Raw genomic sequence first — 15,648 nt, 5'->3', positions numbered from 1 at the left:
CGAGGTAGGCTTCCTCTCGTCGGCGCCAGCTTCTAGCGTCGGGTGATGGACCAACTCCAACTCGATTTCGGATGGCGAACGGCGCTTCTCGGCCTAATCGCCGTTCAGATCACCGCCCTCGCCATCGCCCTCGTCACCGCCTCAACGCGACGGATGGCCAACCGCCTTTTGGCCGGCGCCCTCTTGGTCATTGCAGGCCTTCTGATCCCCTATGCCATCGGATTCGCGGGCGCCTACGATCTCTGGCGCGGCCTGACCTTCGCGCCCTTCGCAATCCCCCTGGTTCTGGGCCCCCTGCTTTACGCCTATGCCCATGCGCTACAGGCCGGTCGCTTGCCTCGCCGGATGGCCTGGCACATGGCCCCGCCGTTCGCGCAGTTCCTCTATTTCGGGGCCTGCTTCCTCCTGCCGCTGGACATTAAATGGGCCTGGTACACAGGCGTTCACCGCGAGGTGGCGGCCCCGGTCCTCGACGTGCTCGCCATGGCCAGCCTCGGCGCCTACGCCTGGGCCATCGGCCGGGTGCTCACGGACTATCGCCGTCGCTTGGCCGACGCCCGCAGCGACGACGACCTGTTCTCCGCGCGCTGGCTTGGGCGAGTGCGAGCCGCCATCGTCCTCGGCCTCCTCGTCGAGGTCGGTTTCTGGCTTTGGTCCGCCCTGACCGGCGGCATCGACTATTTCCAACAGGCCGGCCTGTATTTCGCGCTCGGCGCACTGGGCCTTTATCTCGGGGTTTCGGGCTGGCGCCACGCCGGCCTCCCCGAGACGTTCGTCCCTGAAGATGCGCCGGTGACCGACGAGCCCGTGCGCGTCGCGCCGGACTGGGGCGCCATCGCCGCCGACTTTGCAGCCCGCACCCGTGCCGAAGGCTGGTGGCGCGAGCCGGCGCTGACCTTGCCGCGTCTGGCCCGGTGTCTGGGCACCAACAGCGGGCGGCTGTCCCGAGCGATCAACCTCGGGCTCGGCGTCAACTTCTCTGTCTTCGTCAATGGTCTCAGGGCCGAGGGCGTGGCTGAGGCGCTCGCGGCCCGCACGGACGCCGATCTGCTCGACCTGGCCTTCGAGATGGGCTTCGCCTCCAAGGCCAGTTTCAACCGCGCCTTCCAGGCCCGCTATGGCCTGCCACCCTCCCGGTACCGCCAACAGGTCTCAGATCCTGTTTTTGTGTCGTGTGACGATGATCTGAGGCGCGCAAAGGCGTGAGGCCGCACATCCTCGACACGATCGAGATCAAGGATATCCCATGCCGTCGCTGAACCGCCGCCGCCTGCTCCAGATGTCCGCCGGCCTATCCCTCGCCTCGGCCTGTCCGGCCTGGGCGCAGTCCCGGTCCGACGACTGGAGCGGCGATGTCGCCATCCTGCGCGCGGTCTGGGAGACCATGCATCCGGGCCTCTACCGCTACAGCACGCCGGCCGAGATCACGACGCGCCTCGACGCGCTTGGCGAGACCTGGCGGGCGCCTGGGTCTTTTCGTGAGCGGTTCCTGGCGCTGACGCGGGTCACCGCCTCGATCCGCTGCGGCCACACCTATCCCAGCCCTTATAACGGCGACGACGCCATGGTCGCGGCCATGTATCCGGACCGATCCCTCGTGCCCTTCCGCTTTCGCTGGATCGACGACCGCATCGTGATCACCGAGGATCACACGACTTCGAGCGCGTTGCCGCGTGGCACTGTCGTCAGCGCCATCGACGGCGTCGCCACCGAAACGCTTCTGGCCCGACTGGTCCCGCTCGCTCGCGCCGACGGCGGCAACGACGCCAAGCGGATCAATCTGATGGAGGTTCGCGGCGAAGACCGCTTCGAGACCTTCGACATCCACCTGCCGCTCATCCTGCCGCTGAAGGACGAGGCCGCCTTCACCCTCGCGGACGGACGAATCGTGCGTGCGCCGCTGCTCACCCTTGCGGAGCGGCAGTCCCGCCTGGCGCCGTCGGCCAGCCCGACCGGCGACGCCAATCCCTGGACGCTGGAAAGCCTGCCCGACGGCTTCCGCCGCCTGACGATGCCGAGCTGGGCCCTGTTCAACTCGACCTTCGCCTGGGAGGCCTGGCTGGGCGAGACCGTGGACGCCTTGAGCTCAGAGCGGGCGCGAGGCCTGATCATCGATCTGCGCGGCAATGAGGGCGGCCTCGACTGCGGCGCCCTCATCCTCAGCCGTTTGATCGACCGCGATCTGCCTGTGTCGCGCAACCAGCGCTGGACCCGCTACCGCAGCGCCCCTGCGTCGGTCCGGCCCTATCTTCACACCTGGGACCGCAGCTTCCTGGACTGGGGCGACCAGGCCCAACCCTCCACCGAACGCCCCGGCTTCTATCGACTGACCCGCTACGACGACGATGCGGAGGGCACGGTCATCCGACCGGCCGGAACGCGCTTCACGGGACCGGTCGCGGTCCTCTGCGACGCCTCCAACAGCTCCGCCACCTTCGCCTTCGCCCAGGCTGTGCAACAGAGCGGCGCCGCCACCCTGATCGGCCAGCCGACCGGCGGCAATCGGCGCGGCATCAACGGCGGCGCCTTCTTCTTCCTCAAGCTTCCGGCGTCGGGCATCGAGATAGACCTGCCGCTGATCGCCAGCTTCCCCGATACGCCCCAGCCGGACGCCGCGATCCAGCCCGACGTCTTGGTTCAGACGACGGCCGAAGACATCGCCTCGGGTCGGGATCCGCAGATGGGGGCGGCAATGGCGTTCATCACGAGCGAATGATGCGAAACGGCTGCGTTCGGGTCAGGCGAACGCCCTAAGCCGCGAACGCCGCCCGGATCGGCTGCACCGTCTGGTCCGGCCGCTTCACCGGCAGGTCGAAGCTGACCACCGTGCCGACGCCCGGTTCGCTTTCCATCGTCAGCTGGCCGCCGTGCATCTCGATCAGGGCCTTGGTCAGGGCCAGACCCAGGCCTGTCCCTTGCGTGGTCTTGGAGTGCTGGCCCTCGACCTGTTCGAACGGGCGGGCCAGGCGCACCAGGTCGTCGGGGGCGATGCCGATACCGGTGTCGGCGCAGGCGACGCGGATACGGTCCTCGCCCGCCGGGCCTGCGAACCGGTTCAGCGACAGGGTGATGGACCCGCCGTCGGGCGTGAACTTCACGGCGTTGGAGATCAGGTTCAGCAGCACCTGTTTGACCCCGCGATGATCGGCCTCGATGTCGGGCAGGTCGCCGCCCTCGACCGAGATCTTCAGCCCCGCCTCCTGCACCTTGCCGCGCATCAGGCGCACCGCGTCCTCGCACACCTCGCGCAGCGACACCGGCTCATAGTGCAGGGTCATCTTGCCGGCCTCGATCTTGGCCATGTCCAGCACGTCGTTGATCAGGCTGAGCAGGTGTTGGCCTGACTTCAGGATGTCGCCCGCATAGCCTTTGTATTTCTCGTTCAGCGGCCCGAACAGCTCGCTGGCCATGATCTCCGAGAAGCCGTTGATGGCGTTCAGGGGCGTGCGCAGCTCGTGGCTCATGTTCGCCAGGAATTCGGACTTGGCCTGGTTGGCGGCCTCGGCGCGGGTCATGGCGACCTCGTATTTGCGGGCCAGCAGCGCCAGCGTCTCACGACTGGCTTCCAACTGATCGACGGTGACGCGCAGGTCGTCGGCGGCGCGGCGGCGCTCGGCCTCTTGGCGTTTGATGGCGGTGATGTCGGCGGCGGTGACGACCGAGCCGCCTTCCGAGGTGAACCGTTCGGACAGCTGCAGCCAGCGCCCGTCGTGCAGTTCGACCTCGCGCAGACCGGCGCGACCCCCTGCGGGTTTATGCTCGGCCTTGATGGCCAGGGCGGCGATGCGGTTCAGCTCGTCCTTCAAGGCCCCGCGCCGCACGATCCCGTGCTCGAAGCCGAAGGCGTCCTCGAACGCCTGATTCCACAGGATCAGCCGGCCCTGGCGGTCGAACAGGACGAAGGCGTCGGAGATGCTTTCGACCCCGTCGCGCAGCCGGCTCTCGGCGGCCTGGGCGGCGGCCTTGGCGCGGCGGGCCTCGGTGATGTCCAGGGCGACCCCCAAGATGGCTGTGAAGCCCGCATCGCCTCGCGGGCCGCGCGCCTGCCCGCGTGCATCGATCCAGCGCGCCCGCCCGTCGGCGCCCGGCACGGGAAAGGTGATCTCGAAGGCGCCATAGGCGGCGGCCTGGCGCAGGGCGTGGCGGAAGTCTTCCTGGAAGCGCGGATGGACGCGGGCGATCACGTCGTCGGCCGAGGTCACCCCGCCGCGCTCGAAGCCCAGCAGCGCGGCCATATAGTCGGACAGGGACACCTCGTCCTTCTTCAGGTCCCACTCCCATACGCCGCAACGCGCGGCCTCGACCGCGATGCGGAACCGCTTCTCGGTGGCGATGCGCTCGCGGTGCTGACGGGTCTGGCGAAAGCCGTAGAGGACGAACAGGGCGACGACCACCAGACCCAGCAGCAGCGGCACGCCCACCAGCCAGGCATCGTCGAAGAAGGAGGTCGCGTCGCCCTGGGACAGGGTGACCACATAGGGACCGTCTGCGGTCGTGCGGGCGGCGGTCGCCATCCGTGTCTCGCCGCCGACCGTCACGGTGCGCGGCGCCCCATCGCCGGCCAGGGCAGCGGCGTCGGCCCCGATCAAGGCCCGGATCGGCTGACCGACTTCGGCGGCGCGCCGTGAGGCCAGCACAACCCCGGCCGCCGAGACGATCCGCGCGTCGCTGGACGCGGGCAGGACCGGGTCGATCCGCGCCTCCAGCCGGACCCTGTCGACGCTGGCCGACGACGCGACGACGGCGCCCTCTCCCTGGGTCGCCTGAACCGTTTCGCCGGGACCGATCAGCGAAAACCCGACCTGAGGCGCAACCCGTCGCGCGGCCTCGACCACTTCGATGGGCGGGCGACCGGCGCGAATGACCGTCTGGCCGGCGGCGAGGCCGGCGTCGGCGGACTGGATCAGGACGGCGGTCTGGCTGGCGACCAGCTGCGTGTTCAGTGTCAGGTTCTCGGCTTCCAGCCGGCTGACGTCCCGCGTCGGTCTGGTGATTTCGCGTGACGCCAGAAGCACATAGCCGGTGGCGATCAGGGCCAGGACCAGCACGGAAATGCGCAACCAGGCGGGCGCGCCGGGGGCGCGGTCGGAGGCGCGACGCCCCGACCGATTTTCCCGCCGCTCCTCGTCGCGCAAGCCCCGTCCCTCCGGCAAATCTGCTGTGAGGGGAATCTAGGCTGCGTCGCGGATTCCTGTCGAGGCTTGGCGCGCGCTTTTAACGGTATTTTAAGCCGGTGTGACCGGCGCTGACAGGCGGTCCGGCGCAGGCTCCAGAACCCGCGTCACGCCTTGCAGCGTATCGCGCGCCTGGCTGGCCAGGGTCAGCACAGCGGGCGGGGCGTCGTCGGGCGCCTCCGACACCATGTCCACCAAACCCTGGGCGATCTGCATCAGCTGCGGCGCGGCGGCGATCAGCCGGGCCTGAAGCTCGATCTGCTGCGGGTCGCGGTCGTATTCCGCGCCCGGCACGCGCCAGCCGCCCCAGTCCGCGCGGTCGGTTACAACGACGGGATAGGTGCCGGGGTGGGGATGGTGCAGGCAGTCCTCGGGCAACTGCCATTTGTTGCGCGCCCGCAGCAGCCGCCATTCGCCCACGCCCTCTTTCGCCGACGGATCGTCCATCGCCAGCATCAGCTCGCTGGCGGTGAACTCGCGCCCCAGCCCGACGTCATAGGTGACCCGCACGGGTTCGTCGAAGCCCTTGGCCCAGACGGGCTGGACCTGTTCGATGAAGGCCCAGGCGCCGACGCATTCGACCCAGACCTTCTGACCCTTCTGGAACTGCGCGCGCGCCATAGACCTCTCCGAACTTCAACGGACAGGATGAACGACGATCCTTGACGCCCGGTGTCGGGGCGCGGTTACGCAGGTCTTAACGCGAGATGCTTTCCAGCGCCTCGCCGGCGTATTTCTCCTTCACGCGCGTGGACAGGTCGCCCAGCGAGACCACGCCGACGACGCGGCCATGCTTATCGACCACCGGCGCGCGGCGGATCTGTTTGGCGCCCATAAGGTCCAGCACGACCTTCAGGTCGTCGGTGTCGAGCACCGTCTGCGGATCGCGGGTGATGAACTCCACCACCGCCGCGCTGGAGGCCGCGCCGGTCGCCAGAGCGCGCACCACGATGTCGCGGTCGGTGATCGTGCCGATCAGCTGGTCGCCGTCCGCGACGGGCACGAAGCCGAAGCCGCCCTTGGCCATGCGGCTGGCGACATCTTGGATGGTGTCGGCGGGGCGGGCCAGATGCACGTCCTTGGTCATCACGTCGCGGATCTTCATGGCGGGTTTCCTTGGTTGAAGCGTTGCGCTGGAAACCCGCCGCGAGCGTAGCGGTTCCGATCAGGGCGTTCGTAGCGAAGGCAGGCTCTCGGCCGCACGGACCATCTGTACGAACTCGGCCCTGTCGCCGTACGGATCCTCGCCCCTGGCCCCCTGCGCCTGATCGACGATCCGATCCCAGCCATAGTCGGCCGCCATCCACGGATCGCCCCGCAGCTTCTGTCCGAAACCGGCGACGGCGATGGCCCATCGCGTCGCTTCCGGCGGCTGGGCGCCGACAGGGCCTGAGGCGTGATTGGTCAGCGGCTGCTGGATCAGCTCCGACTGGCTCTGGCCCGGCTGTTTGTAGCGCACCTGGATGAAGCCGATCTCGCCGTTCGGATCGCCGCCGCCCACGCCGATCCGGTTGTCTGGATAACGCCGCTCAGGAACCTGGGTCGGGCCGCCGACGGGGGTGATCTCATACAGGGCCGTGACGCTGGCGCCCGATCCGACCTCGCCCGCGTCGATGCGGTCGTTGTTGAAATCTTCCTCGTTCAGCAGCCGGTTTTCGTATCCGATCAGACGCCATTCGGCGACGCGCGCGGGGTTGAACTCGACCTGGATCTTGACGTCGTCGGCGATGGGGAAGGCGCCCTTGTCGAAGGCCGGGCCGAACAGCCGGCGCGCATCGCGCAAATCCCCGACATAGGCCGCCACCCCATTGCCGGCCTGGGCGATGGTCTGCATCCGCGCGTCCTGATAGTTGCCGCGCCCGAAGCCGTATACCGACAGATAGACGCCGGTCCCGCGCTTGTCGGCGACATAGTCCTCCAGCCGCTTGTCGTCGGTGACGCCGACGTTGAAGTCGCCGTCGGTGAACATCAGGATGCGGTTGACCTTGTCGCGCGCGAAGCTGGCCTGGGCCTGGTCATAGGCGTTGGTCATGCCGGTGGCCCCGGCCGTGCCGCCCGAGGCGCGCAGACTGGCCACCGCACAGCGCATCTTCAGCTTCTGGTCGCCCGGCGTCGGCTGCAAAGTCGTGCCCGCGCCTTCCGCGTAATAGGTCACGGCTAAGGTGTCCTGCGGCCGCAGCCGGTCGATGGCCAGGTTCATCGCCTTCTTAGCCAGGTCCAGCTTGTCGGCCGACCCCATCGATCCCGAAACATCGACCAGGAAGGTCAGGTTCAGCGGCCGCTGCTCCCCGGCCGGCAGCTCATAGCCTTGCAGGCCGATATGCACGATCTGCCGGCCCTCAGCCCAAGGTGAGGCGGCGACCGCCGTGGTGATGGCGAACGGCCGGCTCTGCGCGGTCGGCCGGGCGTAGTCGTAGTCGAAGGCGTTGATCAGTTCCTCCACCCGCACCGCGTCCCTGGGCGGCGTGCGCCCCTCGTCGATGAAGCGGCGGACGTTCGAATAGGCGGCCGTGTCCACGTCGATGGAGAAGGTCGAGACCGGCTGATCGCTGGTCCGCTTCACCGGATTGGGCGTCGCATCGGGATAGCGTTCGGTATCGGCGGGCGCGGGGGCTGGCGTGATGACTGAAACCCGAGAGCCCGTGACGACCACGCTCCCCGCCATCGCGGCGGGAGGTGGAGGAGGCGGCGGCGGCGGCGGTGGTGGCGGAGGGGGGGCGTATGCGACGCGATCCTCCTTGCGAGTGGGCGCGACCATGACGGGAGGCCCCGCCGGCGCCACCCTGCGAACGACCGGCGGGACTGGCGCGGGCGGCGCCAGGTCGAAGCCCAGAGGGCCACAGGCCGCCGGCGTCGGCTCGCCATCCAGCGGCTTGGCCAAGGCGACGGACGGCAGGGCCATCGGCGGCGTGGCGATCGACAGGCTCAACACCGACAGGGCGGCGATCCGGGCGAGACGTGACATGGCTTCCTCCGGTTGTTTTCTTGACGCCAGTCGCGGATCGTCCTGGGGCGAAACTGTGGCGCGGACGCCGCTCGTCGCACGGCGATCTGCGACCGTGTCTTCGGCGCCATCTCGCAATCCGGCGATTCGATCCCCACAATGGAGCTTGAGCATACGAGGGGCGCGATGGCCGAGGCGACAACGGGACTGGATCTGGGCGCTGCGGCCGCCCTGCTGGCGGCGGGCGTGCTCGCCGTGCCGGTGTTCAAGCGCATCGGCCTGGGGTCGGTGCTGGGCTATCTGGCGGCGGGCCTGGCCATCGGTCCCTTCGGCCTGAAACTGTTCCGCGAACCCGAGACCATCCTGCACGTCGCCGAGTTCGGCGTGGTCATCTTCCTATTCATCATCGGGCTGGAGATGCGGCCCAAACGCCTGTGGGGCTTACGCAAGGAAATCTTCGGCCTGGGCGCGGCCCAGGTGCTGTTCTGCGGCCTGATCCTGACCCTCACCGCCATGCTGGCGGGCTTCTCCGCCCCCGTCGCCTTCGTCGGAGCCATGGGCTTCGTCCTGTCGTCCACCGCCGTCATCATGCAGATGCTGGAAGAGCGCGGCGAGATCGCCGGCGGACCGGGCCAGCGCGCGGTGTCCATCCTGCTGCTGGAAGACCTGGCCATCGTGCCGCTGCTGGCCATCGTCGCCGTCCTGGCCACGGTGCTGGGCGTGGCGAACGAGCAGGCCCCGCCCCTGTGGCAGACCATCGGCTTCGCGGTCGCAGCGGTCGGCGGCGTGCTGCTGGCCGGCAAATATCTGGTCGATCCCATCTTCCGCCTCTTGGCCCGTTACGGCGGGCGCGAGGTGATGACGGCCGCCGCCCTGCTGGTCGTGGTCAGCGCCGCCTGGGCCATGTCGCTGGGCGGTCTGTCGATGGCCATGGGCGCCTTCCTGGCCGGCGTGCTGCTGTCGGAATCGACCTTCCGCCACCAGCTGGAATCGGACGTGGAGCCGTTCCGCGCCATCCTGCTGGGCCTGTTCTTCCTCAGCGTCGGCATGTCGCTGGACCTGTCGGTGGTCATCACCGACTGGCGCATCGTGGTCGGCGGCGTGGTCGCCTTCATGGTGGTCAAGGCGCTGGGCATCTATGGGATCGCCCGCCTGTTCAAGGCCTCCCACCACGAGGCGGTCGAGCGGGCGGCCCTGTTCGCCCAGGGCGGCGAGTTCGCCTTCGTCCTCTATGGCGCGGCGGTGACGGCCGGCCTGTTCGACGCCCAGGTTGGCGCCATGCTGTCGGCCATCGTCATCCTGTCCATGGCCCTGACGCCCCTGACCAGTCTGCTGACCCAGCGCTTCCTGCCCAAGCCGACCGTGTCGGCCGAGGACGCCGACGGCGTCGATTTCGCCAAGGACCTGCGCGGCCAGGTGCTGATCATCGGCTTCGGTCGTTTCGCCCAGGTCGTGTCACAGCCGCTGTTGGCGCGCGACGTGGACGTGTCGATCATCGAGAACGACGTGGAGATGATCCAGGCCGCCTCGCAGTTCGGGTTCAAGGTCTATTACGGCGACGGCACACAGCTGCACACGCTGCGGGCGTCCGGTGCGGAGGAGGCCGAGATCGTCCTGGTCTGCGTGGACAAACCCGAGGCCGCCGACCGCATCGTCGAACTGGTCAAGTCCGAGTTCCCGACCACCAAGATCATGGTCCGCGCCTTCGACCGGGGGCATTCGATGCGCCTGATCCAGGCCGGGGTCGATTACCAGATCCGCGAGACCTTCGAATCGGCGCTGAAGTTCGGCGAGCGGGCTCTGATCGAACTGGGTATGGACGAAGGCCAGGCGGCCGAGGCCATCGGCGACGTGCGTCGTCGCGACGAGGCCCGTCTGGACCTGCAACTGACCGGCGGGCTCAAGGCCGGCCGCCAGCTGATGCGTGGCAACATGCCGACGCCCCAGCCCGCCCCCTACATCAAACCGCGCCGCGAAGGCCGCCTGCTGAACGAGGACGAGGCGGGCCCGGCCGCGCCGGAGACGCGGCGCGAGCCCGCCGACGTCTGACGTGGGTGGAGGCTTGCGTGACGATGGGCTAGAGCGAGGGCTTCCTGTCTTCGAGGTCGCCTCATGAAACGTCTCGCCATCGCCGCCCTGGCCCTGATCGCGGTCGCCGCGCCGGCCGTCACCGTCACCGCCTGGGGCAACACCGGCCACCGGCTGATCGGCGTGGCGGCGATGCGGGCCCTGCCTGACGATCTGCCCGCCTTCCTGCGCACCCCGGCCGCCATCGCCGACGTGGGCGAACTGGCGCGCGAGCCCGACCGCTGGAAGGGCGCCGGCCAGCCCCACGACCGCGAGCGCGACACCGCCCACTTCATCGACATGGACGACCAGGGTCGCGTGTTTGACCAGCGCGGCATGAGCATCAACGACCTGCCGCGCCTGAAATCGGAATATGACGCCGCCCTGACCAAGGCGGGTCTGGACGTCAACGACGCCGGCTATCTGCCCTACGCCATGGTCGACGCCTGGCAGAACCTGGGCCGCGACTTCGCCTATTGGCGCGTGCTGAACGCCGCCGAGAAGCGCGAGACGAACATGGAGCGCCAGGCCTGGTACCGCGCCGACCGCATCCGCCGCGAGGCCCTGATCCTGCGCGACATCGGCGTGATGGGTCACTATGTCGGCGACGGCTCCCAGCCGCATCACACGACGATCCACTACAACGGCTGGGGCGACTTCCCGAACCCGGAAGGCTTCACCAACTCGCGTCAGACCCACGCCGTCTTCGAGGGCGAGTTCACCAACCGCGTCGCCCGTCTGGACGCGGTCGAGGCCGCCATGCCGGCCGCCAGCCTGGACGGTTTCGACGTCAAGGCGCGCACCGTCTCCTATCTGACCACGACGCTCGGCACGGTGATCCCCTTCTATCGGCTGGAAAAGGCCGGCGGTTTCCGCGACGCCGACCCGCGCGGCGCGGCCTTCGTCAACGAACGCCTGGCCGCGGGCGCCGGCGAACTGCGCGACTTCATAATCACTGCCTGGACCGCCTCGGGCAGCGCCTCCATCGGCTGGCCCGCCGTCAAGGTCGCCGAGGTCGAGGCCGGAACCGCAGACCCCTGGATCGCCATGGTGGGCGAGGACTGATTTCCTTGTCGGAGCTAACACCCCCCGCCGTCATCCTCGACAAGTCGCAGATGGCCGAGAACATCGGCGCCGTGGCGCGTGTGATGGCCAACTTCGGTCTGACGGATTTGCGTTTGGTCACGCCCCGCGACGGCTGGCCCCAGGACCGGGCCTGGGCCATGGCCTCGGGCGCCGACTGGGTGCTGGACGGCGTGCGGGTGTTCGACAGCGTCGCGGACGCCGTCGCCGACCTGAACACCGTCTTCGCCACCACCGCCCGCCCGCGCGAGACACGCCAGCCGGTCCGCACCCCGCGAGAGGCGAGCCGCGTCCTCTATGACGACACGGCGTCGGGCCTGAAGACCGGCCTGTTGTTCGGCGGCGAGCGGGCGGGGCTGGAGACGACCGACATCGCCCTGTGCGCCGGCATCGTCACCATCCCCATCGACCCCCGGCACCATTCGCTGAACCTGGCCCAGGCTGTGGCGATCAACGCCTATGAATGGCGCACCCTGATCCTGGACGCCCCGCCGCCGCGCTTCCGCGACAGCGAGCCGCCGGCGTCGAACGAGCTTCTGGTCGGCATGTACGAACACCTGGAAGAAGAGCTGGAAAACGGCGGCTTCTTCTATCCGCCCGAGAAGAAGCGTTCGATGAGCCAGAACCTGCGCGTCATGCTGGGGCGCGCCGCCTTCTCGGAGCAAGAGGTCGCCACCATGCGCGGCGCCATCCACGCCCTGTCGCGCGGTCGGGGCCGGGTGCTGGCCAAGCTGGCGGCGGAACGGGCGGCGAAGGCCTCCTCAAGCAGCGAGCCGCCGCGCGGCGAGCGATAGGAGGCGAGGATGAAGCTCTTGCTGATCTATCCGTTGGCGGCGCTGGCGGAGATCGGCGGCTGTTTCGCCTTCTGGGCCTGGCTGAGGCTGGACCGCTCGCCGCTGTGGCTGGCGCCGGGCGTCGTCTGCCTGATCGCCTTCGCCTGGCTGCTGACCCTGGTCCCCAGCGACGCGGCGGGCCGGGCCTTCGCGGCCTATGGCGGGGTCTATATCTGTGCGTCTCTGATCTGGATGGCCGTGGTCGAGAAGACGACGCCGGATCGATGGGACGTGCTGGGCGGTCTGGTCTGCATCGTCGGCGCGGGCATCATCCTGTTCGGTCCGCGGGCGGCCTAACCCGCCCCCAGCAGGTCCGACCACCGCCAACTGCCCTTGCCCAGCGCCAGCTGCGCGCCGCCGGGGCGGTCTTCCAGCTTCAGAACCGCCAAACCGGTCATCCTCTGGCTCTTGCACTCGGCGGGAGCGAAGGCGACTTCCAGGGCGATGGCCTGGCGCACGCCGGCCAGGCCCTTGCCCGACTGGTTGCGGCTCTGCAGCCAGTCGCCGTTCCAGACCAGGATGGCGCGTCCGTTGGCGTTCATGTCCTGAGACGCGGCGATGACGGCGCGGCGCACCGCCTGGTCGTCGCGCACGGCGTCCTGGACCCAGCGCACCATGTCGCACGATCCACCGCCCGACCCGGGGCCTGAGCCGGTTCCGCCCGATCCGCCGCTGGCCCCCACGCCCGTTCCGCCTCCACCGCCCGGTCCTGCACCCACCGTCATGGCGCCGGCGATCTGGGCCGCGCCCAGCAAGGGCAGGGGCGGTCCCGGCGGCGCAGGCGCGGCGGGCAGGGGTTCGACATCCGGCGGGCGTTTGGCGACGACCAGTCGAGGCCGCGCCGCCGCCACGGCCGGCGGGCGACGTTGGGGCGCGGGCCTGGGCGGCGCGGCCGACTGGGCCGCGGCGGCCGGTGTATCCGGCTTGGGCGAGGGATCGGGGGCGATGACCCGTGCGGGCGGTGGCGGGGGAGGGGGCGGCGGCTCGACCAGTTCGACCATCACCAAAGGCGGCTCGGACACGGGGGGCTCAGGCGTCGCGCGCGCGGTCATCAGCAGGGCCAGCCCGGCATGCACGGCCAGGATCGGCGTCGCCGCCAGCGCCCACCGCCGTATGCGGCCGGCGCTCAATCGCTGATCCGTGATGACTGTTGAACACCGTGCCGCATGGTCATCAGAACAGAACGCCTGTAAAAATCTTCAGGCTCTGTTGAAAACATTCGGTCGCGTCAGGAAAGTGGCGTCGCTCCGAATACAACCGAACAGCGGTTCAGATCAGTGATAGATGAGCGCATCCGCCTGCGGCCTTGACCGTCGGCGGCGCAACGTCGTCACTGGGGCGAAGGTTCCGCCGCCGCTCGCGAATAGCGCGAAATGCCCGATCTGCTTATGGTCAAGCTGACATGATCCCGCCCAAAGCACGTCATTACTCCGCCTTGTGCCCTACGCCATTTTCATCTGGCGCAAAAACGGGTGTGGCGCTCCCGGCAAGAAGGAGACAGAACTTGAGCAGATCGAAACTCAGGACGGCGGTCGTCGGCGGCGCCCTCATCGCCCTCGGCTTTGCGGCCAGCGGCTGCGCCAGCCATCGTTTCGTGCGTGATCAGGTCGAGGTCGTCGACAACCGCGTGACCACCGTCGAAGGCACCGCAGGCCAGGCCCTGCAACGCGCCAACGACGCGCACAAGCTGGCCGAGGGCAAGTTCCTCTATCAGGTCGTGCTGTCGGACGATTCCGTGAAATTCCCCACCGACGCGGCGGCCCTGTCGCCCGAAGCCGAGCAACGCCTGGCCCAGTTCGCCCAGCGTCTGCAGGGCGAGAACAAGAACGTCTATCTGGAAATCCAGGGCTATACGGACGCGACCGGCACGCCCGAGCATAACGACCAGCTGGGCGAGCAGCGCGCCGAGGCCGTGCGCCGCTTCCTCAACCGTCAGGGCGTCGCCCTGAACCGGATGGCGACCATCTCCTATGGTCAGGAACAGCCGGTGGCCTCGAACGACACGCCGGAAGGCCGTTCGCAGAACCGCCGCGTGACCATCGTCGTCCTGGCCTAACCCGCTTCGACTTCAAGACCGGAACGGCGGCCGCTTCGCAGCGGTCGCCGTTTTCGTATCTACAGCCTGTCGAAGAAACCCGGCACGGCCTGCGTCGCCGGCCCATAGACCCCCTCGTCGAACAGGCGCGCGCCCGACGTCGGCTCCAGATTGATCTCCACCGTCCGCGCCCCTGCATAGCGCGCCGACTGCACGAATCCCGCCGCCGGATAGACCGCGCCGGACGTGCCGATGGAGACGAACAGGTCGCACGCCTCCAGCGCCGCCTCGATCCGCGCCATCTCCAGCGGCATCTCCCCGAACCAGACGATGTGCGGCCGCATGAGGCCGTCGGAGTGATGCGGCGAGGCCTGATCCGCCGCCATGTCGTCCGTCCAGTCCATCACCACGCCCGACCGGGTGCAGCGCGCCTTCAACAGCTCGCCATGCATATGAATCAACTCGAACCCGGCGGCGGGCGGCGTCTGCGTATGCGCCCGGTCGTGCAGATCATCGACGTTCTGCGTCACCAGCAGGAAGTCGCCCTCCCACCGCGCCGCCAGATTCGCCAGCGCCCGATGCGCCGCATTGGGCTGAACGTCGGCCAATTGCCGCCGCCGCTGATTGTAGAAGTCCTGCACCAGGGCCGGATCGGCCGCATACCCCTCCGGCGTCGCCACATCCTCGACCCGATGCCCGCACCACAGCCCATCATCGGCCCGAAACGTCGGCACGCCGCTCTCCGCCGATATGCCGGCGCCGGTCAGGACGACGAGGTTCAAGGCGCGATCTCCTGTCTGATCTGTGGCGCGTTCAGCAAGCGCCGAAGTTCGCCAGATAGGCGTCGTAGTCGGGCCAACGGAAACCCATCGGCGCGCGACGTTGCTCCAGCCGTTCCGGGTCTTCCGTGGGTGCCGGGACCATGCGGCCGGCTACGCATTGCATCTGGGTGCCGTACCGCTGCGGACGGTTTCGGCGACAGCGATGCGGTCGTACATCATCGCATACTGCCACTTCAGCGCCTCGCCCCGCTCGGCCATCGCTTCCAGCGCGGGCAAGAACCGTTTTTGCAACGCCGTATCAGCGTGCTGGATGACCAGGAAGGCTCCTGTCGCAGCATCCTGGCCATACGCAGCGTTGGAGAACCAGCCCTCGGGCGGGACCAGCGACAAAACCGTGGACACCGTCTCGTTGCTGATGGCGTCCAGCCGCGCCTTCGCTTCTGTTTGAGCGGCAAGTCGATCCATTTCGGAAAGGGCCGAAAGATCGACGCTGTGCATCGCCTTCAACGGCTCTTGATCCAGGGTCAGCGCCAGTTCCAGTCTTTCCTTGGGTGTCGGGTTCTCCGGCAGGGCGGCCTGCTTGGCGCGTGCCGTCGCGATGGCCTCGGTGAAGGGACGAAGCGCCGCCTCGGCTGCGGGGGAAAGGTCGGCCAAACTCAAGGCGGCAGCGAGGAACCAGGCCAGCATGATGGAGTCTCTCCGTTGCCGGATAAGACTATTGTCACGCGTG

Annotated in this window: 14 protein-coding genes; 7 read left to right on the top strand and 7 right to left on the bottom strand. The window is 68.6% G+C overall.

Features of this window, described 5'->3' with window-relative positions:
* Positions 1-45: 45 nt before the first annotated feature.
* Positions 46-1,206: a helix-turn-helix domain-containing protein gene (locus tag ACP7BH_RS11345; RefSeq protein WP_425985239.1), complete on the top strand. Its 1,161-nt coding sequence runs from the start codon at positions 46-48 to the stop codon at positions 1,204-1,206.
* A 40-nt stretch (positions 1,207-1,246) separates the two neighbouring features.
* Positions 1,247-2,716 (top strand): S41 family peptidase, encoded by a 1,470-nt coding sequence (locus tag ACP7BH_RS11340; RefSeq protein ID WP_425985236.1) that lies wholly within the window; start codon positions 1,247-1,249, stop codon positions 2,714-2,716.
* Positions 2,717-2,750: 34 nt separating this feature from the next.
* Here ACP7BH_RS11340 and ACP7BH_RS11335 read toward each other — a convergent pair whose 3' ends face one another.
* The 4 genes from ACP7BH_RS11335 to ACP7BH_RS11320 form a co-directional block, all read right to left on the bottom strand.
* Positions 2,751-5,135: a PAS domain-containing sensor histidine kinase gene (locus tag ACP7BH_RS11335; protein WP_425985233.1), complete on the bottom strand. Its 2,385-nt coding sequence runs from the start codon at positions 5,133-5,135 to the stop codon at positions 2,751-2,753.
* 90 nt (positions 5,136-5,225) lie between these two features.
* Positions 5,226-5,795, bottom strand: coding sequence for a hypothetical protein (locus tag ACP7BH_RS11330; protein ID WP_425985230.1), 570 nt, complete (start codon positions 5,793-5,795; stop codon positions 5,226-5,228).
* Between the two features lie 76 nt (positions 5,796-5,871).
* Complete coding sequence (locus tag ACP7BH_RS11325) at positions 5,872-6,279, bottom strand: CBS domain-containing protein (protein ID WP_409713765.1); 408 nt, start codon at positions 6,277-6,279, stop codon at positions 5,872-5,874.
* 60 nt (positions 6,280-6,339) lie between these two features.
* The gene (locus ACP7BH_RS11320) at positions 6,340-8,139 is read right to left on the bottom strand and encodes a vWA domain-containing protein (protein ID WP_425985227.1); all 1,800 of its coding nucleotides are present in this window, start codon (positions 8,137-8,139) and stop codon (positions 6,340-6,342) included.
* Between the two features lie 165 nt (positions 8,140-8,304).
* On the opposite strand from ACP7BH_RS11320, the gene ACP7BH_RS11315 reads away from it, so the two are divergent.
* The 4 genes from ACP7BH_RS11315 to ACP7BH_RS11300 all read left to right on the top strand — a co-directional run bounded on the left by ACP7BH_RS11315 (position 8,305) and on the right by ACP7BH_RS11300 (position 12,398).
* Positions 8,305-10,167: a monovalent cation:proton antiporter-2 (CPA2) family protein gene (locus tag ACP7BH_RS11315; RefSeq protein WP_425985225.1), complete on the top strand. Its 1,863-nt coding sequence runs from the start codon at positions 8,305-8,307 to the stop codon at positions 10,165-10,167.
* Positions 10,168-10,230: 63 nt separating this feature from the next.
* On the top strand, positions 10,231-11,250 hold the full coding sequence (locus tag ACP7BH_RS11310; protein WP_425985223.1) for a S1/P1 Nuclease: 1,020 nt from the start codon (positions 10,231-10,233) through the stop codon (positions 11,248-11,250).
* Between the two features lie 5 nt (positions 11,251-11,255).
* Positions 11,256-12,062: an RNA methyltransferase gene (locus tag ACP7BH_RS11305; RefSeq protein ID WP_425985222.1), complete on the top strand. Its 807-nt coding sequence runs from the start codon at positions 11,256-11,258 to the stop codon at positions 12,060-12,062.
* A gap of 9 nt (positions 12,063-12,071) precedes the next feature.
* The gene (locus ACP7BH_RS11300) at positions 12,072-12,398 is read left to right on the top strand and encodes a YnfA family protein (protein WP_425985220.1); all 327 of its coding nucleotides are present in this window, start codon (positions 12,072-12,074) and stop codon (positions 12,396-12,398) included.
* On the opposite strand, the gene ACP7BH_RS11295 is transcribed toward ACP7BH_RS11300, so the two are convergent.
* Entirely contained in the window at positions 12,395-13,231 is an 837-nt protein-coding gene (locus ACP7BH_RS11295; protein WP_425985218.1) for a hypothetical protein, read from the bottom strand. The two genes, ACP7BH_RS11300 and ACP7BH_RS11295, sit on opposite strands and share 4 nt — an antisense overlap.
* Positions 13,232-13,605: 374 nt before the next feature.
* On the opposite strand from ACP7BH_RS11295, the gene ACP7BH_RS11290 reads away from it, so the two are divergent.
* A complete protein-coding gene (locus ACP7BH_RS11290) occupies positions 13,606-14,157 on the top strand; it encodes an OmpA family protein (protein WP_425985216.1) in 552 nt (183 codons plus the stop codon).
* 59 nt (positions 14,158-14,216) lie between these two features.
* Here the strand turns inward: ACP7BH_RS11290 and ACP7BH_RS11285 are convergent, their stop codons facing one another.
* The gene (locus tag ACP7BH_RS11285; RefSeq protein WP_425985214.1) at positions 14,217-14,918 is read right to left on the bottom strand and encodes an NAD-dependent deacylase; all 702 of its coding nucleotides are present in this window, start codon (positions 14,916-14,918) and stop codon (positions 14,217-14,219) included.
* Positions 14,919-15,068: 150 nt separating this feature from the next.
* Positions 15,069-15,605: a DUF6624 domain-containing protein gene (locus ACP7BH_RS11280; protein WP_425985212.1), complete on the bottom strand. Its 537-nt coding sequence runs from the start codon at positions 15,603-15,605 to the stop codon at positions 15,069-15,071.
* Between the last annotated feature and the right edge of the window lie 43 nt (positions 15,606-15,648).

Source organism: Brevundimonas sp. TWP2-1 (assembly GCF_049897645.1).
Classification (GTDB): Bacteria; Pseudomonadota; Alphaproteobacteria; order Caulobacterales; family Caulobacteraceae; genus Brevundimonas.
The sequence above is the reverse complement of the archived record's forward strand: the minus strand, read 5'-3'. Positions and strand labels throughout refer to the sequence as shown.